The 24,593-nt window shown below is 38.7% G+C and carries 24 protein-coding genes and 2 tRNA genes; 22 read left to right on the top strand and 4 right to left on the bottom strand.

Annotated features, from left to right (window positions below; all coding sequences use genetic code 11):
- Positions 1-55 precede the first annotated feature (55 nt).
- The 10 genes from J0J33_RS01400 to rpsD all read left to right on the top strand — a co-directional run bounded on the left by J0J33_RS01400 (position 56) and on the right by rpsD (position 8,967).
- Positions 56-889, top strand: coding sequence for an energy-coupling factor ABC transporter ATP-binding protein (locus tag J0J33_RS01400; protein WP_019292584.1), 834 nt, complete (start codon positions 56-58; stop codon positions 887-889).
- The gene (locus J0J33_RS01395; RefSeq protein ID WP_019292583.1) at positions 886-1,731 is read left to right on the top strand and encodes an energy-coupling factor ABC transporter ATP-binding protein; all 846 of its coding nucleotides are present in this window, start codon (positions 886-888) and stop codon (positions 1,729-1,731) included. The genes J0J33_RS01400 and J0J33_RS01395 overlap by 4 nt, the downstream gene beginning before the upstream one ends.
- Before the next feature lies 1 nt (position 1,732).
- On the top strand, positions 1,733-2,536 hold the full coding sequence (locus J0J33_RS01390; protein WP_019292582.1) for an energy-coupling factor transporter transmembrane protein EcfT: 804 nt from the start codon (positions 1,733-1,735) through the stop codon (positions 2,534-2,536).
- A 119-nt stretch (positions 2,537-2,655) separates the two neighbouring features.
- Positions 2,656-2,729: transfer RNA gene (locus J0J33_RS01385), tRNA-Arg, on the top strand.
- A gap of 54 nt (positions 2,730-2,783) precedes the next feature.
- Positions 2,784-2,857, top strand: a tRNA-Pro gene (locus tag J0J33_RS01380).
- Positions 2,858-3,262: 405 nt separating this feature from the next.
- Positions 3,263-5,299, top strand: a complete 2,037-nt coding sequence (locus J0J33_RS01375; protein ID WP_206888090.1) for a DUF1430 domain-containing protein — start codon at positions 3,263-3,265, stop codon at positions 5,297-5,299.
- Between the two features lie 19 nt (positions 5,300-5,318).
- A complete protein-coding gene (locus J0J33_RS01370) occupies positions 5,319-5,963 on the top strand; it encodes an ATP-binding cassette domain-containing protein (RefSeq protein ID WP_206888088.1) in 645 nt (214 codons plus the stop codon).
- A gap of 113 nt (positions 5,964-6,076) precedes the next feature.
- On the top strand, positions 6,077-6,526 hold the full coding sequence (locus J0J33_RS01365; RefSeq protein WP_019293660.1) for a hypothetical protein: 450 nt from the start codon (positions 6,077-6,079) through the stop codon (positions 6,524-6,526).
- Positions 6,527-6,796: 270 nt separating this feature from the next.
- Positions 6,797-8,152, top strand: a complete 1,356-nt coding sequence (locus tag J0J33_RS01360; RefSeq protein WP_206921752.1) for an APC family permease — start codon at positions 6,797-6,799, stop codon at positions 8,150-8,152.
- Between the two features lie 203 nt (positions 8,153-8,355).
- Complete coding sequence (gene rpsD / locus J0J33_RS01355; RefSeq protein WP_003133217.1) at positions 8,356-8,967, top strand: 30S ribosomal protein S4; 612 nt, start codon at positions 8,356-8,358, stop codon at positions 8,965-8,967.
- Between the two features lie 118 nt (positions 8,968-9,085).
- On the opposite strand, the gene J0J33_RS01350 is transcribed toward rpsD, so the two are convergent.
- Positions 9,086-9,697 carry a nitroreductase family protein gene (locus tag J0J33_RS01350; RefSeq protein ID WP_206888082.1) on the bottom strand — a complete coding sequence of 204 codons (612 nt, stop codon included), beginning with the start codon at positions 9,695-9,697 and terminating at the stop codon, positions 9,086-9,088.
- A 96-nt stretch (positions 9,698-9,793) separates the two neighbouring features.
- Between J0J33_RS01350 and J0J33_RS01345 the strand changes: the two genes are divergently transcribed.
- The 8 genes from J0J33_RS01345 (at position 9,794) to add (ending at position 18,880) form a co-directional block, all read left to right on the top strand.
- The gene (locus tag J0J33_RS01345) at positions 9,794-11,926 is read left to right on the top strand and encodes a Tex family protein (protein WP_206888080.1); all 2,133 of its coding nucleotides are present in this window, start codon (positions 9,794-9,796) and stop codon (positions 11,924-11,926) included.
- Entirely contained in the window at positions 11,907-12,341 is a 435-nt protein-coding gene (locus J0J33_RS01340; protein ID WP_061414266.1) for a SprT family protein, read from the top strand. Before J0J33_RS01345 ends, J0J33_RS01340 begins: the two co-directional genes overlap by 20 nt.
- Positions 12,342-12,457: 116 nt before the next feature.
- Positions 12,458-13,243: a DUF6273 domain-containing protein gene (locus tag J0J33_RS01335; RefSeq protein ID WP_206888077.1), complete on the top strand. Its 786-nt coding sequence runs from the start codon at positions 12,458-12,460 to the stop codon at positions 13,241-13,243.
- Positions 13,244-13,257: 14 nt separating this feature from the next.
- The gene (locus J0J33_RS01330) at positions 13,258-14,055 is read left to right on the top strand and encodes a DUF6273 domain-containing protein (protein ID WP_206888074.1); all 798 of its coding nucleotides are present in this window, start codon (positions 13,258-13,260) and stop codon (positions 14,053-14,055) included.
- Positions 14,056-14,066: 11 nt separating this feature from the next.
- The gene (locus J0J33_RS10730; RefSeq protein WP_240265592.1) at positions 14,067-14,393 is read left to right on the top strand and encodes a VWA domain-containing protein; all 327 of its coding nucleotides are present in this window, start codon (positions 14,067-14,069) and stop codon (positions 14,391-14,393) included.
- 36 nt (positions 14,394-14,429) lie between these two features.
- Positions 14,430-16,862 (top strand): VWA domain-containing protein, encoded by a 2,433-nt coding sequence (locus J0J33_RS01325; RefSeq protein ID WP_240265591.1) that lies wholly within the window; start codon positions 14,430-14,432, stop codon positions 16,860-16,862.
- Positions 16,852-17,649, top strand: coding sequence for a DUF6273 domain-containing protein (locus J0J33_RS01320; protein ID WP_206888069.1), 798 nt, complete (start codon positions 16,852-16,854; stop codon positions 17,647-17,649). Before J0J33_RS01325 ends, J0J33_RS01320 begins: the two co-directional genes overlap by 11 nt.
- A gap of 181 nt (positions 17,650-17,830) precedes the next feature.
- Positions 17,831-18,880, top strand: a complete 1,050-nt coding sequence (gene add, locus J0J33_RS01315; protein ID WP_206888067.1) for an adenosine deaminase — start codon at positions 17,831-17,833, stop codon at positions 18,878-18,880.
- Here add and J0J33_RS01310 read toward each other — a convergent pair.
- From J0J33_RS01310 to J0J33_RS01300, 3 genes are all read right to left on the bottom strand, one after another.
- Positions 18,877-19,338 carry a VanZ family protein gene (locus tag J0J33_RS01310; RefSeq protein WP_019293650.1) on the bottom strand — a complete coding sequence of 154 codons (462 nt, stop codon included), beginning with the start codon at positions 19,336-19,338 and terminating at the stop codon, positions 18,877-18,879. The genes add and J0J33_RS01310 overlap by 4 nt on opposite strands.
- Before the next feature lie 118 nt (positions 19,339-19,456).
- On the bottom strand, positions 19,457-21,145 hold the full coding sequence (rnjA, locus tag J0J33_RS01305) for a ribonuclease J1 (RefSeq protein ID WP_019291807.1): 1,689 nt from the start codon (positions 21,143-21,145) through the stop codon (positions 19,457-19,459).
- Positions 21,146-21,265: 120 nt separating this feature from the next.
- Positions 21,266-21,496, bottom strand: coding sequence for a DNA-directed RNA polymerase subunit epsilon (locus J0J33_RS01300; RefSeq protein WP_206888064.1), 231 nt, complete (start codon positions 21,494-21,496; stop codon positions 21,266-21,268).
- 408 nt (positions 21,497-21,904) lie between these two features.
- On the opposite strand from J0J33_RS01300, the gene tsaB reads away from it, so the two are divergent.
- The 4 genes from tsaB to tsaD are packed head-to-tail and all read left to right on the top strand — an operon-like array spanning position 21,905 to position 24,580.
- Positions 21,905-22,615, top strand: coding sequence for a tRNA (adenosine(37)-N6)-threonylcarbamoyltransferase complex dimerization subunit type 1 TsaB (gene tsaB, locus J0J33_RS01295; protein WP_206888060.1), 711 nt, complete (start codon positions 21,905-21,907; stop codon positions 22,613-22,615).
- Entirely contained in the window at positions 22,599-23,135 is a 537-nt protein-coding gene (rimI, locus tag J0J33_RS01290; RefSeq protein ID WP_019291805.1) for a ribosomal protein S18-alanine N-acetyltransferase, read from the top strand. Before tsaB ends, rimI (J0J33_RS01290) begins: the two co-directional genes overlap by 17 nt.
- Positions 23,125-23,559 (top strand): ribosomal protein S18-alanine N-acetyltransferase, encoded by a 435-nt coding sequence (rimI, locus tag J0J33_RS01285; RefSeq protein ID WP_019291804.1) that lies wholly within the window; start codon positions 23,125-23,127, stop codon positions 23,557-23,559. The genes rimI (J0J33_RS01290) and rimI (J0J33_RS01285) overlap by 11 nt, the downstream gene beginning before the upstream one ends.
- Position 23,560: 1 nt before the next feature.
- Positions 23,561-24,580 (top strand): tRNA (adenosine(37)-N6)-threonylcarbamoyltransferase complex transferase subunit TsaD, encoded by a 1,020-nt coding sequence (gene tsaD, locus J0J33_RS01280; protein ID WP_019291803.1) that lies wholly within the window; start codon positions 23,561-23,563, stop codon positions 24,578-24,580.
- Positions 24,581-24,593 lie beyond the last annotated feature (13 nt).

Raw genomic sequence — 24,593 nt, 5'->3', positions numbered from 1 at the left:
TTTTTGCAAAAATGAGAGATAGCGAAAATGCAAGTCATTTGGTATAATTAGTTTTATGAATAAAATCCTCGAAGTAGAAAATCTAACTTTCAAATATGAAGAAGATCAAGAAGCGCCCACTTTAGATGGGGTATCTTTTGCTGTCCAAGCAGGAGAGTGGGTTTCTATCATTGGTCAAAATGGTTCAGGAAAGTCAACCACAGCTCGTGCTATTGACGGTTTACTTGAAAATGTATCTGGAAATATAAAAATTGACGGACAAATTTTAAGTTCAGAGAACGTTTGGGCACTTCGTCAAAAAATAGGAATGGTTTTCCAAAACCCTGACAATCAATTTGTTGGAGCAACTGTTGAGGACGACGTCGCATTTGGAATGGAAAATCAGGGTATTCCTCGTGAAGAGATGATTTTGCGTGTGGACCAGGCTTTAAAACAAGTCAATATGCTAGAGTTTAAAGGCAAGGAACCTGCACGATTATCTGGTGGACAAAAACAGCGTGTTGCTATTGCAGGGATTATCGCATTGCGTCCAGAAATTATTATTCTTGATGAGGCAACTTCCATGCTTGATCCGACAGGACGTGCTGAAATCATGCGCGTTATCCGTGAAATTAAGGCAGAATATAATCTTACAGTGCTCTCGATTACTCATGACCTTGATGAAGCTACCCTGTCTGATCGTGTATTGGTCATGCGTGCGGGTAAAATTATCAAATCCGCCAAGCCAGAGGAACTTTTTGGTTCTGGTGAGGATATGATTAATATTGGTTTAGATATGCCTTTCACATCGAACTTAGCCGAGGATTTACGAGCGGACTTTAACTTGCCAGAAAAATATTTAAATGAAGAAGAACTGGCAGAACTCTTAGCAGAAAGACTGAGAAAATGATTAAATTTGATAAGGTAAATTTCACTTACCAACCGAATACTCCCTTTGCGAGTCGAGCGCTCTTTGACATCAATTTAGAGGTGGCAGAAGGAAGTTATACTGCCCTTATTGGCCATACAGGTTCAGGGAAATCAACACTATTACAACATCTTAATGGCCTGTTGCAACCTACAGAAGGTAAGGTCAATATTGATGATATTGTCATTCAGGCCAGCAGTAAACAAAAAGAAATCAAGCCAGCACGTAAAAAGGTGGGGGTTGTTTTCCAGTTTCCAGAAAGTCAGCTTTTTGAAGAAACGGTTTTGAAAGATGTTGCTTTTGGTCCACAAAACTTTGGTGTTTCGCAAGAAGAGGCGCTTAAAATTGCGCGTGAAAAGCTCGAGCTTGTCGGTCTAGCAGAAAAAAACTTTGAAAAATCGCCTTTTGAATTATCAGGTGGACAAATGCGCCGTGTTGCCATTGCGGGAATTTTAGCAATGGAACCTAAAGTTTTAGTTCTTGATGAACCCACTGCTGGATTGGATCCCAAAGCCCGTATCGAGATGATGGAGCTCTTTAGTCACCTGCATCAAGAAGGACAGACAGTTGTTTTGGTCACACATAATATGGATGACGTGGCCGAATATGCAGACAAGGTATATCTCTTAGAAAAAGGACGTGTTATTTCATCAGGTAGTCCTCAAGACGTTTTTCAAAATGTTGAATTTTTGATGCAGCATGAGCTTGGTGTACCTAAAACAACAGAATTTGCTGTCAAGTTAGAGCAGCGAGGTGTGGTCTTTGACCGCTTGCCTATCAAACGTCAAGAGTTGATTCAAATGCTGAAGGAGGCGAAAAAGTAGAATGCAAAATATGCTTATGGGACGTTACATCCCTGGAAATTCGCTGATTCATCGTCTGGATCCTCGTAGCAAACTTTTAGTCATGTTTATTTTTGTTATCGTGATTTTCTTTGCACATGACTGGTTAGGCTATTTACTCTTAATTCTTTACACTTTTGCTGGTGTCCTTTTATCAGGAATTTCTATTTCTTATTTCCTTAAAGGTCTAAGACCGATGATTGGCTTGATTTTATTTACAGTTATTTTTCAGATGCTGTTTACACCTGGAGAACATATTATTTTTCAATTTTGGATATTGAAAATATCAACAGAGAGCTTAATTAACGCACTCTATATTTTCTTCCGCTTTGTGTTAATTATCTTTATGTCAACAGTACTCACATTGACCACGCCGCCGCTAACCTTGGCAGATGGTATTGAAACTGGTTTAGCACCTTTGAAGAAAATCAAGGTACCGGTACATGAATTAGGACTTATGCTTTCGATTTCACTTCGCTTTATTCCAACATTGATGGACGATACAACCATGATTATGAATGCCCAAAAGGCAAGAGGTATGGATTTTGGTGAAGGGAATCTCTTGCAAAAAGTCCGCTCGATTATCCCGATATTGATTCCGCTCTTTGTTTCGAGCTTCCGCCGTGCAGAAGATTTAGCAGTTGCCATGGAGTCACGAGGCTATCAAGGAGGCGATGGGCGCAGTAAATATCGTCAGCTCAAATGGTCGAAAAATGATTTTATTTTATTACTGAGTATTTTTATATTGGCTGCTCTCTTACTGTCATGGAATACCTTTAGTCGTTAATTCGCACAGCTACTTTTAGAATAAAAAAACTGAATAATTTCGGTTTTTTTTGTTTAATTATGAGTTTATTCTTGCATTCGCAAATTTGATTTGCTATAATAATCAAGTAGTTAAAAAACGCACCCGTGGCTCAACTGGATAGAGTACCTGACTACGAATCAGGCGGTTGCAGGTTCGAATCCTGCCGGGTGCATAATAATTAATTCGGGCTTGCCCGTTTTATTATTGTAAAAAATTTTCATACCTTCGGGAAGTAGCTCAGCTTGGTAGAGTACTTGGTTTGGGACCAAGGTGTCGCAGGTTCGAATCCTGTCTTCCCGATTACCGACTAACCCTAACTCATCTTTCGTAGATGAGTTTTTTTGTTGGAAATGAAAACTGAGCCTGTATTGCGGTTGATGTCATCGAGTTAAAGAATAGATTCCTTGGAGTCTATTTTTTTATTTTGCTTTGAAGTTAGCATTAATATTGTCACTCTAGTATCAGGACGTACTATATACGTTAAAGCAAATAGGAGATATCAAAGAAGCATTGCGATTCTAGAAGTAGCAGTTAAAAAGTTTTTTTGATTTTTTTGTTATATTTCATATTTTTTTACGGATAATAGTGTGCCATGAATAAAATTTATTGTGAATAGGAGGATGTGAAGTCAACATTGCAGAATAGATCAAAAAATAGTAGAAAACAGACCTTGAGAATAAAAGTACTAACTGAAATGAGGCTTTTTTGAAAAAAAGAATTTTAAAATTTAATCTTGCTATTCTTCTACTCAGCATTTTATTTGGAATGTTTATTTTTCAGGTAGAGCAATATTCAAGAGATAAAGTAACTGATTTTTTTAGATATACGGATAGTTATTCTCCTGTAAAAAAACCTAAAAAAATAACGAATAAAAAAGAGAATGACAGTGCGATTGATATTATAGAAAAAATTTCAAAACAGGAGGGATTATTTACACTCTATAAAGTTGTAGACCAAGGGTACTTTATCAAAGAAGGGATCAATTTTAAGTTTCTAGAAAAAGCAGAGATAACCTTGTATGCACCTCAGATGCATCAAAAAAGCGTGTACAGCCCTCCATTGAGTAAATCAGTCTTAACTATAGACGGTATAGATAATTTAAAAAATAAAAATGAATTTGAGTGGCAAGTTTTTATAAAAACAGAGGATAAAAACAAATATAAAGATACGGTAGAACAGATTAAAAATGCTTATAACAAAGCTTTTGATGAGAACTATACTTACAAAGATTTTGCAGATTTTGAAAAAAGTGAAAATTACGAATTATCATCGGGTAGGGACATTTACAATATTTCAAGCTATTTAAAGATTGGCATAGCCTTTTTTATAGTGATGTTAAGTTTTTGGATTTTTTCGGTTCATAAAAAAATTCATATTTTACGACAAAATGGCTATTCTATCGTAGCGAGTATAAATAACTTTATCGGCAAGGGGTATGCAACTTGTATTTTTGCATCCATTGCTTTACTTACCTATTTATTAGGACGTATTTCAAGCATCTATTGTGTCAATTTTATGATCAATATTGGCCTCCTCCTAGCCTTGAGTTATGTTTGGTTGATGCTGCTGGTTTATGTCGTGGAGAAGTTAGGTCGGAGAAAAAAAGAGAGTAAAAATAAAGGAGAAAAGTTATTTATCAACGTATTGCCAACAGCGATAAAACTTATTTTTCTGATGATGTTAGTCGCAACTCACCTAGATTTAGCAAGGATTATGTATCAAGCCTCCAATATCACCTTTAATAGTGAAGTGCCTAAAAAAATAAGTGAAGATAACTATCATGTTTTTTACCCCGTTGTTGTGGGAAAAAATCAACTTGAATTTACCTATGACAAGGATTCTAGAGCAGAAGAAGAGGAGGAAATTTATCGCTATTTAAACCAAAAGGGAAGCTTGCTGGTAAGTATACAACATTATAATACAAAAGAGAACGAAGTATTTGGGAGAGAGATACAACTCAACCCTAATTATTTAAAAAAATTCGAGATTTTAGATGAAAATAATCAGAGAGTCCTTATAGAAGAAAGTGAAGAAAAAAGGATATTACTCATTCCCGAAAGATTCAAGGGAAGTGATGACTTAAAGAAGATAGAAGAATACTATTTTAAAGACTTACTCCAATTTGAGGATAAATTAACGGAGATTATCTATATCAAAGATAAACAACCTGTCTACAGTTTTGTTCCCAATAAGCCATGGATTGATGACTATCCTATTTTAGATATTTTAACACTCAAAAACAGCGACAGTTGGGAAAGGAATATTTTTAGTGGTGCTATGTATCCGCCAATCAAAATAAAAACAGCTGGGAAGGCAAGTGAAAAGCTTAACGGGCTTTTAGAGAAAAACAAGTTAACAGATAATTTACCTTCTTTTGTCCCCTATGAAAAGTCAGAGATTACGCTAATAAAAAGCCTGTCTGGTTCGCTCAGCTCTTTATTAATCAGCTCCCTATTGACTGTATTTGTCTTTTCCATTGTTTGCTTACTCACCACTGCCTATTTTTTCCAGTATCATAATAAAAAATTTTATTTGCTAAGGCTAAACGGTTATTCCTTTTTTGAAACTTATGCATCCGTCTTTTTATTGCTGCTATTCGAACTAATGATGGGTTTAACTATAGCTGCATTCTTGTCTGAAATCAGCAAAGAATTTGTTATTAATATCTTTCTGGCCATGGTACTCAATGTCATTATAGTCAGTATGACTTTGTTTAGAGTTGAAAAAAGACAGTCTAATTAAATCTTTAAAGGGGAAAGTGATGAATAAAAACGAAATAGTCTCTCTATCTAATGTCCAAAAAAAAATACAGGATAAACCCATTTTTTCAATCAATGCGTTTACTGTAAATAAGGGTGATTTTGTTACCATCAAAGGTGTCAGTGGTTCTGGAAAGACGACGCTGTTAAACATACTAGGGATGAACGACACGGTAAGTTCAGGAGAATATTTATTTGAAGGTATTGAAGCGGCAGAGCTGAAAGGAAAAGAAAAACTAAAAATCAAGAGAAATAAAATATCATTTTTATTTCAAGATTTCGGTCTAGTTGAAGAAGAAACAATTAATTTTAATTTAGAAATAGGCTTAAAATATAGCAAATTAAGTAGGAAAGAGAAAGTAAAACAAAAAAAGGAGGCACTGAATGCGGTCAATTTAAATAAAAAACTATCCACAATGATTAGCAGTTTATCTGGAGGAGAAAAACAGCGCGTTGCACTCGCGCGAATTATTTTAAAGCCATCCATACTTATCTTAGCGGATGAACCGACAGGTTCTTTAGATTCGCTCAACAGAGATATCGTTACGGATATTTTATTTCAACAATCAATAGAGGGGAAAGCAGTAATCATTGTCACCCATGATGAGGAACTGGCAAAGAAAGGGAATAAAAGCATAGAACTTTAATTTTGCGCTACTCTTTTTTTAAATCAACCCTACACAAGATCATGAACAATCCTCGGCTTTAAAATTATCGGAGACACAGCGACATTGTATATAAAAAATTTTTGGAGGTAAATATGAAAAAAATGATATATTTAGCAACTTTAGTACTTTCTTTTGGACTGTTCGGCGGTTTCCTAGGTGGTTCAGTGGCTTTTGCGGACAAACAAGAGCCATATGGGGATATCACACACACATCAGATTCTGAGGGATATATCCATTTTGACCCTGAAGGTAATATTGTAGAAAGTAATTTAGGGTCTAACACCAATAAGAAAGCAAGACCAGCTATTAATCATGCTTCAGGGAGATGGGTATATTTTTCTGACCTTTATGATTGGGGAAGAATGAAAAGAGGACATTCTAACCATTACAGCTCTAGATATCAAAGACATGGTGCTAAAGCTAAAGTAGGTACGAGAAGTCAAGTAGCAAATGCTGGATTTAAACAATGGGCACTTGCAACTACTTATGGAAGATCTTCTGCTACATTTTCTTGTTGGTATAACCCAACAAACTGGTATTAATTTTTAAGGAGATTGTTCATGGTCTTCTGTAAGATTGGTTTGAAAAAATAGCAGTGGATAAAAAGATGTTGTCTTCGGACAGCCATTGAGTTGTGTTTGCTGAGAAGTTTTCGTAGCTGAGTTTTTTGTTCTTTAATTCATCTAAAGAATTACATTTGCTTAACAAGCTCCTAAAGTCCCGCAAATTGTTAGGTGTGTAGAAGTACTTGAAGTATAATAGTGCATAACACTAAAAAAATTAGTGAATATATTACTTAAGGAAGATATTATATGGAAAAAGACTTGAAAAATGATGTCGGTTTTTTCGGAGCCTTATCTATCGTTGTCGGAACGGTTATTGGAGCAGGAGTATTCTTCAAAATTGCTGCGATGGTTGCAGTAACTCAATCTGCTTCGCTAACTTTGCTTGCTTGGGCAGTGGGTGGTATTTTATCGATTTGCGCTGGACTCAGTGTTGCTGAACTTGCTGCTGCCATTCCGGAAACAGGTGGTGCTGTAAAATATTTAGAGCGCAGTTATGGAAAACTAGTGGGCTTTCTTTTTGGCTGGGTACAAGTATTAATTTATAATCCTGGAAATATGGCAGCCCTAGGAATAATCTTTGCCACACAAGTTCTGAACTTACTTGGCCTACCTCAAGGCTTATTATTACCTATCGCTATTGCCTCTATTTTAACTATCATGTCTATTAATCTACTGGGTTCACGTTTTACTTCACGTTTTCAGCAAGTGACTTCGATTTTAAAATTAATCCCAATCTTTTTAATTATTATTTTTGGTTTGACAACCAATTCGCAAGTGGATGTGCAGTTGTTTCCGCTTCAGGCGGGACAAAATATCGGATTCTTTGCCGGTCTTGGTGGCGCTTTGGTCGCGAGTTTGTTTGCCTTTGACGGCTGGATGAATGTAGGGAATATCGCCGGTGAGATGAAAAATCCGCAAAAACATTTGTCGAAAGTTATCACCATCGGTCTATTGGTTATTTCATTTATTTATATTGCCATTAGCTTAGGGTTTTTGAAAGTTCTGCCTCTGGATCAGATTGCAGGAAATGCAAATACAGCTTCAGATGCTGCACAAAAATTATTTGGTGTAAATGGTGGTAAGCTCGTAACGATTGGGATTTTAGTTTCTGTTTATGGCACGCTCAATGGCTACACAATGACAGCAATTCGTGTGCCTTATGCTCTAGCTTTAGAAAACTCACTTCCTTTCTCAAAACACTTGAGTAAACTCAATAAAAATGCCATTCCCTTTGTTTCAACGGCCTTGGTTGGGAGTTTAGTTTGCATCTTTATGGCAGCAGGTTCCTTTGATATCCTGACAAATCTGGTCATCTTTGTAATGTGGTTTTTCTCCTTCTTGTTAATTCTTGCAGTATTTATCCTCCGCAAAAAGGAGCCAAATTTGCACCGTCCATATAAGGTTGTACTTTACCCTGTCCTTCCTGTCATTGGAATGTTGGGTGCCTTGTTTATCATGTGGACGACTATTACACAGCAGCCCGTTCTTGCGATGATTGGGATTGCTATTACGCTTGCCGGTATTCCTGTGTTTTATTACCAGACGAAAATGAAGCGAAGCAGCGATAGTGTTGCAGCAGTTGTTAAAGTAAAATCTAAATAAGAAGAATACTGTAAATGATTCACTAGTCATGTTGACAGTTTTTAATAATTTTGCTAAAATAGTAAAGTTGAATATAGCAGTCAGCTAGAAAACTCGTCAACATTTCCCTTGTTACGAAGTAACCGAAGCTGTAAGGCGAAAGTGAAATGCACGAATTCGAGGCTGTCAATATTCTTCAAAAAAAATTTGAAGGAGACATTTACATGTCACGTTATACTGGTCCATCTTGGAAACAATCACGCCGTCTCGGCATCTCACTTACAGGTTCTGGTAAAGAACTTGCACGTCGTAACTACGTACCTGGTCAACACGGCCCTAACAACCGTTCAAAACTTTCTGAATACGGTTTGCAATTGGCTGAAAAACAAAAACTCCGTTTCACTTACGGTGTTTCTGAACGTCAATTCCGTAACTTGTTTGTAGCAGCTACACGTGTTAAAGAAGGAACTCTTGGTTTCAACTTCATGACTTTGCTTGAACAACGTTTGGATAACGTTGTATTCCGTCTTGGTCTTGCAACTACACGTCGTCAAGCACGTCAATTCGTAAACCACGGTCACATCCTCGTTGATGGTAAACGCGTTGATATCCCATCATACCGTGTAGCACCTGGTCAAGTGATTTCAGTTCGTGAAAAATCTATGAAAGTTCCTGCAATCCTTGAAGCTGTTGAAGCAACTAAAGGACGTCCAAACTTCGTATCATTCGATGCTGATAAACTTGAAGGTTCACTCGTTCGTCTTCCAGAGCGCGATGAAATCAATACAGAAATCAACGAAGCACTTATCGTCGAATTCTACAACAAAATGATGTAATCTCGTTTCACACGAGTTATAACTCTAAGTCAGATTGACTTAGAGTTTTTTGTTTTCAATAAAACTCTCAAAAATATTGAACTCAAAATAAAAAATCTGCTTAAATGCAGATTTTTTATCACCGAATTTCCATAATATCCTCAAGCCCCAACCGAAAGCTTGGTTGGCCAGTTTCCTCAGAAGTTCCAAAAGGGATGATGAGTTCTGGACGGTATTTTTTATCGACGTTGAGAATCTCATTGATTTTTTCTGTGCGTTTATAGCCAAGGACAACATTGGCTTTATAACCTTTATCATAGATACCATAGAGCAAGTTCATTGTGACAAGGCCAGTTGTCATAGACATATAGGTATTGAGATATTCAGCATCAAAACTATTGACATAAGCTTGATAGCGTTGAGTAAAGCGTTCAATGTCAAGGCTTGAAAGTTCTTCACTGCCACGCTCGCTAATAAGTTTAAGGCGATCAGCATATTGACTGTCCGCAAAAATCATGATCAAGCCACCTGCTGTTTCAATCTGCTCGTGATTTGAAGGATTGACTTCTTTTAAAAGTGCGGCTTTGGCTTCAGTTGAATCAATAACGACAAAGTGCCAACTTTGTATATTAATGCCTGAAGGGGCTAAACGAGCAGTTTTAATAATGTCTTTTATCTCTTCAAGAGGAACTTTCTTCCTATCAAACTTTTTGACGGCATGGCGTGTTTGGGCTAATTCTAAATATTCCATTTCTTCCACTTTCTAATTTTTTACTAGAGCTATTTTAGCAAATAAACATCGAAATCACATGAATTGAAAATGGTGATAATATGGTAAAATGGAAGAATGGAAAATACGCAAAAAATAGCTGAATTACTAAATATTAAAAGTTCACAAGTTCAAAAAGTACTTGAACTGACAGCAGAAGGTAACACAGTACCTTTTATTGCCCGTTATCGAAAAGAAGTTACGGGCAGCTTAGATGAAGTTGAAATCAAAAAAATTATTGACGAAAATGATAGCCTAACAAAACTTAAGGATCGAAAAACAGCAGTGCTGTCCAAGATTGAGGAGCAAGGCAAATTAACGGATGCGCTTAAGGCTCAAATAGCAGCGGCTGAGAAGCTGTCCGAAGTTGAAGACCTTTATCTTCCTTATAAAGAAAAACGCCGCACAAAAGCCACAGTGGCGAAAGAAAATGGTCTTTTCCCGCTTGCACAACTCATTGTTAAAAATACACCAAGTCTTGAAGCAGAAGCAGAGAAATATACGAATGAAACTTTCGCCACAGTAGCAAAAGCGCTTCAAGGTGCCATGGATATCCTGGCAGAGGCGATCTCTGAGGATGCTAAATTGCGGAGCTGGCTATTGAGCGAAGTGAAACAAAATAGCCTCTTAGAAAGTCGTCTGAAAGAGCAAAGCCTTGATGAGAAAAAAGTCTTCCAAATTTATTATGAATTTGCGGAGAAAGTATCTGAGCTTCCTAATCATCGTGTACTCGCTTTGAATCGTGGCGAAAAGATGGGCGTTCTTTCTGTGAAATTTGAACATAACGAAGATAAGATTTTACGCTTTTTTGAAAATCGTTTTGCTGCGCGAAACAACAAATATATGAGTTTAGCCATAAAAGAAGCAGTGAAGAAAAAGCTGCTTCCAGCGATGGAACGTGCAGTACGGGGTGAATTAACAGAAAAAGCTGAAGATGCAGCCATCGAAGTGTTTGGTGAAAATTTGAAAAATCTACTCTTGGTGGCACCGCTTAAAGGGCGAACAGTGATGGGTTTTGACCCCGCATATCGTACAGGAGCAAAGCTTGCCATTGTTGATGCAACAGGTAAACTTTTGACGACGACAGTTATCTATCCAGTAAAACCTGCTAATGCGAGTCAAATTGCCCAAGCGAAAAAGGATTTAGCAGCGCTTATTTCTAAATATAAGGTTGATATGATAGCTATTGGTAATGGAACAGCCAGTCGTGAATCCGAAGCATTTGTGGCCGAAGTCTTAAAAGAAAACAGCCTGTCTGATGTCTTTTATGTCATCGTGAGTGAATCTGGGGCTTCTGTTTACTCGGCATCAGAGTTGGCGCGTGAAGAGTTTCCGGACTTGACGGTAGAAAAACGTTCGGCTATTTCCATTGCAAGAAGGTTGCAAGATCCTTTGGCTGAGTTGGTGAAAATAGAACCGAAAGCTATTGGTGTAGGACAATATCAACATGATGTTGCAGAGAAGAAACTTACCGAAAACTTGGACTTTGTTGTTGAAACGGTCGTCAACCAAGTTGGTGTCAATGTAAATACAGCAAGTCCAGCGCTACTTTCACATGTTGCTGGTTTTAACAAAACCTTAGCCAACAATGTCGTGAAGTTTCGTGAGGAAAATGGAGCTCTCAAAAGCCGTGCGCAGTTGAAAAAAGTTCCACGTTTAGGGGCGAAAGCTTTTGAGCAGGCAGCAGGCTTCCTTCGTATTCCTGAAGCAAAGAATTTCCTTGATAACACTGGAGTCCATCCAGAGTCGTATCAAGTGGTCGAAAAATTACTTGAAACACTTGATATAGCAGACCTCGATGCGAATTCCGCAGCAATTTTGAAAAAAGTAAATATTTCCGAAATGTCAGAAAAACTTGGGGTTGGTCGCGAAACATTGACAGATATTATTGCTGATTTGACAAAGCCAGGACGTGATTTACGTGATAATTTTGATGCACCAATCTTACGCCAAGATGTTCTTTCCGCGAGCGATTTACGTGTGGGCCAAAAACTTGAAGGAGCAGTGCGTAACGTTGTCGATTTTGGTGCCTTTGTGGATATTGGTATTAAAAATGACGGATTGATTCATGTTTCTGACCTGAGCAAAAACTTTGTGAAAAATCCTCATGAAGTTGTTGCTGTCGGACAAATCGTAACCGTTTGGGTAAAATCAATTGACCAAGAGCGTGGTAAGATTAATTTAACTTTGGTTGAACCACGTGAACAATGAGGAATTAACGGACTATGTGCGCCATCTCTCTATAGAGAAATTTGCGCGCCCATTTCTGCATACTGCTCAGTGGAATAATAGGTTACGCAGTACGGGCGGTCGCTTTTTTCCTAAGGATATGCATTTGGATTTTAACCCTAAAATGGCAAATCGAGCAGAGTTTGATGGTATTATTCTCCATGAGCTGGTTCATTATCATCTCTATGACCAGCAACGAGGTTATAAGCATAAAGACAGGGAGTTCAAGGATTTACTTGCTCAAGTAGGAGGTTTACGTTATGCTCCATCAATAAGAGAGGCTAAACATACTTATGTGTGTCAAAGCTGTCAGCAGATTTATCAACGTCAACGTAAAATTGATATAAAAAAATATGCCTGTGGCAAATGCCGCGGCAAACTAAAAGAACAAGGATAACTTCTTGTTCTTTTTTCTTTGCTTTTTTTAGTGTTAATTTCGTTTTTTTCTCGTATTAGTTAGTGAAGGATTTATCACGATTTTTAAGGAGAAAGACGATTGAAAAGTAAAAAAAGATGATGATGTTTTTAGTCTTAAGTTTGCTACAAATACTTATTGCTGTGTTTATAGTTGTGAAAAGAGAGGATTTTATTTATCTATTACCCGCAAAAGAGCCACAAGTATTAAGAGATTTAGCCTATGACAAGGACAAACGCTTGGGCTACACCATTCACATCAAAGAAGAAGGAAAGTTGGTGCCCTATCTGGTGCTCACGAAAAATTACATTAATCAAGGCAATGTCTTGTTGCTTCGCAAATACCTGCTAGATCCGCCCATGTCTTTTCGAGATGGCTGGGAGGAAGCTTATTATGGCCACAGCATACCGGATGCCTTTATGCACAAGGACTTTATCAAGCGTTTGTCTAAAGATGTGCAGAAAAATATCCCCCTTACAGAGCTGGGGATAAAACCCTCGGCAAAAAATGCAGGAATGGGGCATATAGAAAAAATAAAGCGGAAACTTTTCTTGCTTTCGGACGTTGATGCTGGAGATGATAGAGGCAAGTATCGTATGGGGGATGACCGTAATTTACTTTATTTTAAGCGAAAAGGTAGAGTAAAAGAGGACAGGTTAGCTTATTCAGATGGGAATTCAACTCCTTACAGTTGGTGGCTCCGTACTGCTTTTGCGACGGATTCTGTAGTAGCTAGTGTAGTTAATTATAAAGGGAGGCTTGGAGGAAATGGTGTTGCTTACATCTCTTATGTCCGTCCAGCCTTCACACTGCCACCAGAAACAGAGGTGGAGGAAAAAGGGAACGACGAGCAGACAATATATGTGCTTAAGGCGGATAAATAAAGGAGTGAACCCAAATGACCAATAAAAAAATATTTCTGATTGTATTTTCTCTGTTCTTTAGTATCGCAGTAACAGCTCTTTTAGTAAATAGAGAAAAACTTGTGTATTTACTTCCTGCAAAAGAGCCACAAGTATTAAGAGATTTAGCCTATGACAAGGACAAGCGTTTAGGCTACACCGTTCACATCAAAGAAGATGGAAAGCTAGTACCTTATCTGGTTCTTGCGAAAAATTACATCGGACAAGGTAATGTTTTATTGCTTCGAAAGCATCTTGTAGATCCGCCCATGTCTTTTCGAGATGGCTGGGAGGAAGCTTATTACGGGCATAGCATACCAGATGCCTTTATGCACAAAGACTTTATCAAGCGTTTGTCTAAAGATGTCCAAGAAAATATTCCTTCTACAGAGCTGGGGATAAAACCCTCAGAAGAAAATGCAGGAAGGGGGCATATAGAAAAAATAAAGCGGCAACTTTTCTTACTTTCGGATATTGATGTAGGAAATTACAAGGGTAGAGTTCGTTTTGAAGATGACTGTAACTTACTGTATTTTAAGCGAAAAGGGGGTGTGAAAGAGGACAGATTAGCTTATTTAGCTGGGGCTTCTACTCCTAACAGCTGGTGGCTCCGTACGGCTTTTGCGACGGCCTCCACAGTAGTTAAAGGAGTTGATGACGAGGGAATGTTATCAGGCGGGGGTGTTGTCTACCCTGCCCATGTCCGCCCAGCCTTTACGCTTCCACCTGAAACAGAGGTAGAGGAAAAAGAGAATAACGGGCAGATGGTGTATGTGCTTAAGACGGATAAATAAAGGAGTGAATGATGTTAAAAAAATTATGTTTGTTGCTGTTTGTGCTGTGTCACCCCATATTTTTTGATACACGCATATCTGCTACAGAAGTGAAAGATTTGGATTTAAGTATCAGTTTGTCAGAAGCTCAAAGACAAAAGATAAGCTTTGAAGCTCCCGATGACAGTAAAAAAAAGCAGTACAGCATTTTTCTGATGGACAGCTCTAGAAGTATGGGGGGAAGAAGCGTTAAGCAGACTAAAGATATAGTTGGCAAGTTTGTAAAAGAGTCGGGTGCGTCCAAGCAGGCGCACCAGGTTGCGTTGGTGAGTTTTGGAGATGAGGCAACCGTGCTATAAGCTTTTACTCCCGATGAGAAACAGCTGCTGTCCGCTTTGGAAAAGATAGAAACACGAGGGAAGACCAACTTACACAGTGGTTTGAAGCAGGCAGAGCAGCTCTTGCAAGCAGTCAAGGATGAGGGGCAAAAAAATATCTTCATCATCAGTGACCGGACACCAACCACAGGTGAAAAATTAAATACAGGAAAGTATGGAAATAAAGATATATACAGTTATCAGTTTGCCAATGCGGCGGATAATCTGGCGCAAAAGATGAAAACGGAACAACAGGTAAGTTTTCGGACTTTCGTATTTATCGATAAGATTGCGGACTCGACCAAAGCATTTGCCCGGACCTTTTTCCAAAATATCCAAACAGATGGGGCCTTTGATTTTAGAGATGTACAAGATATGGATTTTGTTTTTAAAAGTAAGGAGGCAGGCAAGGAGTTTCAGTCAGGGACTTTTAATTATGGTTCCGCACCTGCAGGAAAAGAAGGTAGGGATTCTCAAGCAGTTTACCACTACAGTGACTCTTATTTTGAGCAGAGTGCTTATGCTTATCGCCAGGAGAAAAATCGCCCTTATGACCCACGGCTAGCGACCATGTCGCTCAACCTAGAATTGGCTGCTTGGTCCAGTATCCAAGAAAAAAACTATCTTTTAAAAATTAGAAACGCGAAGAACCTGCTGGAAGAAATCGGTTTTGAAAAATTCAAGGCCAACCAACATTTTCAAGAAAGACCCTCGACAGACTCGATCGGGGCGGTTATTGCCCAGAAAAAACTGACGGTCAAAGAAGAAGACTATACCTTGATAGCTCTAGCTATTCGTGGTGGCGGTTACGAAGCAGAGTGGGCCAGTAACTTGACTCTGGGACGGTCAGGCGAACATCAGGGTTTTAGAGAAGCCAGTGAAAAAGCGCTGACCTTCTTAGACCAATACCTGAAAGAACACAAGGTGACAGGCAAGGTAAAACTTTGGATTAACGGCTATAGCCGAGCTGCAGCAGTGACCAATCTGACCGCTGGTGCTTTAAATAAGGGACGTAAGCTAGCCAGTGGCGAACTCAAAGCAGAAGATATGTATGCTTTCTGCTTTGAAGCACCTGCGGGGACTTTGAAGGGAACAGGGAATAGAGAGGGACGGCATGACAATATTGTTAATGTTATTAATGTCAATGATGTGGTAACCAAAGTGGGACCGGAGGTCTATCCGTTTGAGTTTACGCGTTATGGGCAGGATTCGTCTTTGCCTGATAAAACTTTACTTCCCCAAGAGGTTTATGAAACTGCTAAAAGTCGAATGGAAGCGGAATTAAAAAAGCTAGACTCTAACTTAATCTATAAACTAGAAGAATTTCAAGCTAAAAAAATAAGTATACTGGATATTTTTAATGGGTTAATTGTGGATGACCCAAAGGGTAAGAGAATGAATGAATCTCTGGATGATATCATTAGATTTTTTGCAGTAGAAAGGATAAAGAACAGAAACAAATATGTAAATGCACATCAAGAAGACATACGAATACTAGCTGAACTCTATTTCACAACACGGGTTGAAGACAGGGAAAAACTTACAAAAAGTTTATTTAAAAATCTTGTCACCTCTATGATGTTAGGAAGTGATGCAACGAAGGTGAAAAAAATTGTTGTTGACTGGTTGAGAACCATGGGGTTGGTCAATCATTCAGAGGTACGAATTGAGTCTTTAGCAGAGACTTTTCGAGAGCTTGTGTTCAAATTTATGATTAAACACCCCAATCTCTCAGTGACCCTTGTATCAAACTTAGACCCAGTCGCCCAAGCGCATCATCCTGACCTTTGTCTCGCATGGTTGAGGGCGCAGGATGAAAATTATCAGAAGGAAAAGATTGAGACTCCTGAGCCAAGTAAAACCTCAAAACGCATCCTAATAGCAGGAGATGTAGACATCAAGGTAAAACGTGAAACAGGGGAGATGGAGGAGTATTCGACGGATGAAGTCATGGAGCTTTCCACTTCAGCAGCAGAAGACACGACAGTACTTGTCCAAGCCAGCGAGGCGACCAAGGTGGATTATACGGTACAGACCATTGATAATATGGACGGAAGCGTATTTCTGACCGAAGAGTTTGAAGATGTTGAACTAAATGCGGGAGAAAAAGTTGAGATAAACCTCTATAAAGAATCAGAAAATAAAGCTACTGAACTCATCAAGGAGGGAGAGCAGCTAAGCTCAGAAACGAGAGGTAAAGAAGAGTCATCAAAATATTATGCGACAAATGTTAGAGTGGAAAACGAAAACCTAGGCTTTGTTTTAGGAGGTGGAATGACTCGCTTTGCAAACTATTCGCCCTTATATTCTATTCCACGAGAAAATGCAGAGTTTGTAGGTTGGTACAAAGGAGATGAACTTCTATCTTCGGAAAATACTTATCAGCATCAAGTAAAAGCTGAGGAAGAACTTGTTGCGAAGTTCAGAGAGGTAAAGTCAGATGACCAGTAAAAAAAATTTTTTTCTTATTACTTCACTGTTCTTAAGTCTTGTCCTTTCAATTGCCCTTATAAAGAGAGAGGAACTCGTGTATTTACTTCCCGTAAAAGATCCACAAACTCTAAGAGATTTAGCTTATGACAAGGATAAACGCTTAGGATATACTGTTCACATCAAAGAAGATGGTAAGCTAGTGCCTTATCTGGTGCTCACGAAAAATTATATCGGTCAAGGTAATGTTTTGCTTTTAAGAAAACACCTCGTAGATCCACCCATGTCTTTTCGGGATAGTTGGGAGGAAGCCTATTATGGACATAGCATACCGGATGCCTTTATGCACAAGGACTTTATCAAGCGTTTTTCCAAAGGAGTGAAGGATCGGATCCCTCTCACAGAAATTGCGATTGAACCCTTAGAACCGACATCCTCAAAAAGATATTTGGAAAAAATAGAGCGGAAGCTTTTCTTGCTTTCGGATATTGATGTAGGAAATTTTAAGGACGGACTCCGTTTGGAAGGTGACTGTAACTTACTATATTTCAGACGAAAAGGAGGGATTAGAGAGGATAGACTTGCCTATTTAGAAGGAGACCATGTTAGCTATCCTTGGTGGTTGCGTACAGTTTTTGAAACTGCCTCTGCAGTGGTTAAAGTGATTGGTTATGAGGGGAGGTTTGGAGGAAATGGCGTAGTTTACCCTGCCTATGTCCGCCCAGCCTTTACACTTCCACCTGAAACAGAGGTGGAAGAGAAAGAAATCAATGGGCATAAGGAATATGTGCTTAAAATAGATAAGTAAAGAGGTTGGGGCAAAAATTAACATTGGACGCCTTTAGTTTAAAGTTTTAAAAATAAAATCGCTCACCAATGCATGTAAGAATATCGTGTTCCAATATCTTTTTTCTTGGCAAAAAAATTTGCATGTCGTAAGAAAAAAGCGTAAAATAGAAAAAATATATTTTTATGGGGGCTCTAATCTAATGCTTAATTCAGAAACCATTGCTTTAATGCCGAAAGTTGAACTTCATTGTCATCTTGATGGTTCACTCAGTTTGTCTTGTATTAAGCAGCTGGCTAATAACATAGGGTACGATTTAAATATGAGTGATGATGAAATACTGAATTGTGCACAAGCGCCAGAAACGACTCAAAGTCTTTTGGAATATCTGGAGCGTTTTGACTTCGTTCTTCCGTTACTACAAAGCTATACTAATCTTGAGCTGGCAGCTTATGATGTGGTTCGTCAAGCTGCTGAGGATAATGTCAAATATATTGAAATTCGCTTTGCACCTGGTCAGCATCTGGAAAAAAATCTAGAACTTGAAGAAGCTGTAGAAGCTGTTATTGCTGGTGTTTCTCGTGCTGAAGAAGACTTTGATATTGTCGCAAATGTTCTCCTCTGTGGTCTTCGTCAGGTGCCAATCGAGCGTTTGGAAAAGTTGGTTCCGCTTTTTGATGAAATTGATGATGAGCATTTGGTTGGCTTTGATATGGCAGGCGATGAAGTAAACTACCCTCAAGTAAAATTTAAAACCTTGCTGGATAAGGTGACGTGTCGTGGGGTACAAGTCACACTGCATGCAGGTGAGTGTCCAGGGTGCGAACAAAACATTATTGATTCTGTCGAGATGGGAGCAACACGTTTGGGACATGGCATCATGACGAAAGAGCTTCCAGACTATCAACATGTTTTGATAGAGTTGGGTATCGTTTTGGAAATGGCACCAACAAGTAATTTTCAAACAAAAGCTATCCACCATCTTGAAGAATATCCTTTTTTGGAATTGTATAAGAAAGGTCTTCATGTAACCATAAATACTGACAATCGCACAGTAAGTAATACCAACTTGCAAAAGGAATATGAGAAAATTGCAGAATGGTATGATTTTCAGGTGAATGATTTTGAAAAAATCAATCATTATGCTATTGATGGCGCCTTTATTAGTGAGGAAGAAAAAGAAGCTCTCCATCAGCGGTTTTCCATTGAGTATGCCCAAATAAAAAAACTGATTAACATCAGCTCTTTTTAATGAAGTAAAAGAATGAAAGTAAAGAAGAGAAGAAAGCCACCAAAAAACAAGCTTACTACATCTTGTCTTCTTTCGTTTTTCTGAAAGGCATGATAAAGCAAGAGTCCCATCAAACCACCGGAAGTATTTGTGATGATGTCGGTTATATCGGTGGCTCCGATGCCGAAAATATATTGAAGGATTTCGACAAAGAGACTGACAAGGAAAATTGTTCCCCATTTTCCAAGAAAGCTCCGTTCTGAAAAGCGACCCATAAAAAAACCAAAAGGAATAAAAATAAGGATATTAAAAAGGATTTCTAAACGTCCACCAGAAGCATCAAAAGGTGAAACATTTAAGCTACGTGAAGGGAACAAATGTGCTGTATTTATCGTATGTGTGATATCAAATTTAAAAAGAATCCCCCAAAATAGAAATAGAAGATAATAAGCAAAGATAATTTTGGAGAATTTATACATGAAAGTCCTCAGATATTCAAACGTTTTTTATCCTTAATTATAGTAAAATAACTGAAAATAAGCTTAATGCGCCTAGAACAGGAAATAAAAAACCACATCGAAAGATGTGGTTTTTGTATTATTTTTCGTCAGGTGTCATAATCATCGGAACGATAAGTGGACGACGTTCAGTTTGTTTATAGAGGAATGGAGCCAACGCTTCACGCATTGCCCGTGCCACAACAGCTTCATTAGCATTTTCGGTATTGAGCATGGCTTCACGGATAGCATTGAAAAGTACACGTTGACCATTACGGATCAAATCCCCAGACTCACGCATGTAAATAAAGCCGCGACTTAACATATCAGGACCTGCAAGCACTGTTTTATTTTTGAAATCCACAGTAGCAACAGCAAGAACAATACCATCTTCAGCAAGCTCATGACGATCATGAAGCACTGCATTACCGACATCACCAATACCTGAGCCATCAACATAAGTATCAGCAGCAGGGAAATGATCAGCATAACGTGCTGAATCAGCAGTTAAAGCCAGAACATCTCCATTTTCGAAAATGAAACAATTTTCTTTAGGAACACCAGTATCTTGAGCGAGCCCAGCATGAATTTTTAACATACGGTACTCACCATGGACAGGCATGAAGTATTTTGGTTTAATCAAACGGAGCATCAATTTCTGCTCCTGTTGTCCACCGTGACCAGAAGTGTGAATGTTATTCATCTTACCATAAACCACGGTTGCACCAGCTTCGGTGATTGTGTTAGCCAACTGGTTTACACCATGTGTGTTACCTGGTATCGCGTTAGATGAGAACACAACGGTGTCTCCCATTTGTAGTGTGATATGACGGTGCATACCATTAGCGATACGGCTTAGAGCAGCCATTGGTTCACCTTGAGAACCCGTACACATAATGAGTAGTTCGCTTGAATTGTATTGGTTCACCTCATTTGGTTCAATAAAAGTTCCTTTAGGGGCTTTAATATATCCAAGTTCAAGTCCGTTAACTATGGCTTTCTCCATAGAACGGCCAAAGACAACAATCTTGCGTCCGGTTTTCACAGCACCATCAACGGCTTGCTGTAAACGGAAGATGTTTGAAGCGAAAGAAGCGAAAATAATGCGTCCTTCAATGCGTTCGAAAATCTTCATGATATTTTGGCCAACAACTTTTTCAGAGTGAGAGAAGATTGGAATTTCGGCATTGGTTGAGTCAGAGAGAAGAAGCAAAACACCTTCTTCACCAAGAGCCGCCATACGATGTAAATCAGCGGGCTCACCAACAGGCGTAAAGTCAAACTTGAAGTCACCTGTGGCTACAACTTTACCTTGAGGTGTTTCCACAACAATACCCAAAGGTTCTGGAATGGAGTGAGTTGTACGGAAAAAGTTAACACTTAAGTTGTTAAATTTAATTTCGCTGTCCGCATGAATTTCAAAGAGTTTTGCATCACGCAAAAGCCCGTGTTCTTCCAATTTTCCACGAATTAAAGCAAGTGATAACGGACCTGCATAAATAGGGATATTCGCTTGCTTAAGCAAGAAGGGAATACCACCGATGTGATCCTCGTGTCCATGTGTAATGAAGAGCCCTTTGATACGGTCGATATTTTCGACAATATAACTATAATCTGGGATAACATAATCGACACCTAATAGGTCATCTTCTGGAAATTTTATACCGGCATCGATGATGATAATTTCATCTTGATATTCGACACCATATGTGTTTTTTCCGATTTCGCCCAGTCCGCCAATCGCGTAAACTGCGACTTCGTCGGAGTTAATTTTTAATGGTTTAATCATTGTTTTCTTTCTATACATATTTGTATGACAAAATCACTTTAGAGTGGTGACTTTTGTCCCTTTCTAAAGTGTTTTGCAGTAAATCTTTTGATGATGCAAGTTGCAAGCATCTTTTTTTAATTAAAAGCTTGTAATTTCAAGGCCACCGTTTTCTTTTTCATATTCAATGGCTTCGTCTGAAAGTGAATCGATGAATTCAACGTGATAGTCTGTGTTTGCAGCTAAAAGTTCGCGCGCTAAGATGACACCTTCACGTGTATCTGTAACATCAAGGTCAAGGTAGAGAACCTTAGTTGTTTCACGACGTGGTGAACGTGTTTTGTCTTCTTGGTAAAATGCTTTGAAAATCATATTATATTTGAGCGAATAAAAATTCGCTTTCCTTTCTTTTGTTTCCGAGTGTTTCAGTTTTACAGTTACTTTCATTTTAGCATAAAATGGAGATAATGAAAAGTAAAGGTTTATAGAGCCAAAGCATTTAGAACAAGAAGAGCTTTTTCAAAGAAGTAAAAGACAGACAAAAAGTTGAGTGAAAATAATAGTAATACTTTTGTCAGTGATAAAGAAAAATACAAAATAGGAAAGCGAAAAATTTCAAGAAATATAAAAAATGTTATAATAGATGCTATCGTATACTTCTAGATGTTTAAAAGAGCTACACACTTTGTTCTGACTTGCATATTCGATAGTGTGAAAAGTAATTACTGAGATGCAGATATTAGGGTATAATAAAATAAGAAGAATGGAGAATAGAATCTCGTGAAAATTTTAGCTTTTGACAGTTCAAGTAAGGCCTTGTCTGTGGCACTTGTCGATAATGATGTTTTGTTGGGAGAGATTACTCTAAATTTAAAGAAAAATCATAGCACTACTCTGATGACATCTGTTGACTTTTTGATGCACCAATCAGCAGTAGAAGCGAGTGAACTTGACCGCATTGTTGTAGCCCAAGGTCCAGGATCTTATACAGGATTGCGTTTAGCAGCGACTGTCGGAAAGACGCTTGCTTACAGTTTAAATAAGGACATCGTTGGTGTCTCAAGTCTTTTCGCTATTGCAAGAAGATTGAAAACGGACAGAGCCGTTGTTCCTGTGATGGATGCACGTCGTGGTAACGCTTATGCTGCGCTTTACCAAGAAGATAATGAAGTTGTCATAGGACAGCATTGTGTCTTTCGTGACTTCTTAGCAAACTTAGATAAGAATCTTCCGCTTGTATTTACAGGGGAAACAGAAAACTTTGTGGCTGACATTGAAGCTGCAGGGTTTACAAACTTTGAAATTATTGAAGACAGCTTAGACAAACTACCTTCAGCTTATCAAATCGCCCTATTTGGAAAAAAACTAAAACCTGTAGCGGTTCACGGCTTTGCTCCAAATTATTTGAAAAAAGTTGAAGCAGAAGAGAAATGGTTGGAGACACATGAAGAATCTGAAAACGCTACTGGCGAATATGTTCAAAGGATTTGAACCACGTCGTTATCTTAATATGGATGAGGTGGACTTAAAGTCAAATATTGACGGTGTAGATTATCGCTTGGCAGAGCGTAAAGATATTGTAGACATGCTTGCAATTGAGCGTGATGTTTATGATGGAGAAGTTCCGTGGACTTTTTCGCATTTTGAACACGAGATAGTTCAGGATGAGAATGCCTTCTTTGTTTCAGCAGTCGTTGACGATAATCTTATTGGTTTCATTGGGGTTCGCCTTACGGAACGGGGTAAAGTCGTGCATATCACAAATCTTGCGGTTGCTGTAGCCTATCAAGGTAAGGGTGTTGGGAGTAATCTCGTCAACCAAATGATTCGTCTAATGACACTTCTTGGTAAGCAGCAGATGACGCTTGAAGTGCGGCGTGACAATACAAAAGCTCAAGGTCTTTACCGTCGCTTAGGTTTTTCAACAGGGAAGCTGATTTCTCACTATTATGAGGACGGCGGTGATGCTGTGTGGATGTCAAGACAGTTGAGAGCTGAACATGAAAATTGAACGTTTTGATTCTGCAAAGTTTGATACGCAGGACATAGCCTGTAAGCTAAAAGAAATTTTAGAACTTTGCTATGGAGAATCACCTTGGTCTGAATCCTATCTCCTTAGCAACCTGAAAAGGGATATCTATTTTCTAGCTGAAGTAGACGATGAGCTTGTTGGTTTTTTAGCAATTCAAGTGATCATGGAAGAGATGGAAATTACCAACCTTGCAGTGAAGCCAGAATTTCAAAGTAACAAAATAGCCAGCACGTTGATGGATCAAGTTGCTGATTTTGCTGGTACCCTGTTTTTAGAAGTACGGGAATCTAATAAACCAGCGCAAAATCTCTATAAAAAATATAATTTCGAGGCCTTCTATACTCGGAAAAACTACTATTCGCACCCGACAGAAGATGCGATTCTAATGAGGAAGATACAATAAAATGAATGACAAATATATATTAGCTTTCGAAACCTCTTGTGATGAGACATCTGTCGCTGTTTTGAAAAATGGCACAGAACTTCTCTCTAATGTTATTGCAAGTCAGGTGAATAGCCATAAACGTTTTGGTGGAGTAGTCCCTGAGGTGGCTAGCCGGCATCACGTGGAACAAATTACCGCCTGTATTGATGAGGCCTTAGAGCAAGCTGGTATTACTGCAAAAGAACTCTCAGCTGTAGCTGTGACAGAAGGTCCAGGGCTTGTTGGGGCTTTACTTGTGGGTATTATGGCAGCGAAAACCTTTGCCTGGGCCAACAAGCTTCCATTAATTCCTGTCAATCACATGGCTGGTCATCTTATGGCTGCAGCTTTAGTAGATACTATTGAATACCCAGCCATGGCTCTTTTAGTCAGTGGTGGGCATACGGAGTTGGTTTATGTGGAATCTGAGGGAAACTATAAAAAAATTGGTGAAACACGAGATGATGCAGCAGGGGAAGCCTATGATAAAGTCGGCCGTGTCATGGGGCTAACTTATCCTTCAGGGAAGGAGATTGATGAGTTGGCACATAAAGGAGAAGATACTTATGCTTTTCCACGTGCAATGATGACTGCAGCAGATGGTTTGGAAATGTCTTTTAGTGGTCTGAAATCGGCATTTATCAATCTTGTTCATAATGCAAAACAGCAAGGACAAGATTTAGTGGCTACAGACTTAGAAAATTTAGCTGCCAGTTTTCAAGCAGCGGTGGTTGATGTCTTAATTGCTAAAACCAAACGTGCCCTTGAACAATACCCAGCTAAAACCTTAATCGTTGGTGGAGGAGTATCCGCTAATCAAGGTTTACGTGAGCGGCTTGCCACCGATATGAAGGATATTAAAGTCATATTGCCTCCCCTTCGCCTCTGTGGTGATAATGCTGGAATGATAGCAGCAGCAGCAACTATAGAGATGGAAAGGGAAAACTTTACTGATTTATCACTTAATGCGCGCCCGAGCCTTGTTTTTGGTGATATTTGAAGCAAAAAAACTC

Source organism: Lactococcus sp. LG1267, assembly GCF_017309545.1.
Taxonomy (GTDB): Bacteria; Bacillota; Bacilli; order Lactobacillales; family Streptococcaceae; genus Lactococcus; species Lactococcus petauri.
The sequence above is the reverse complement of the archived record's forward strand: the minus strand, read 5'-3'. Positions and strand labels throughout refer to the sequence as shown.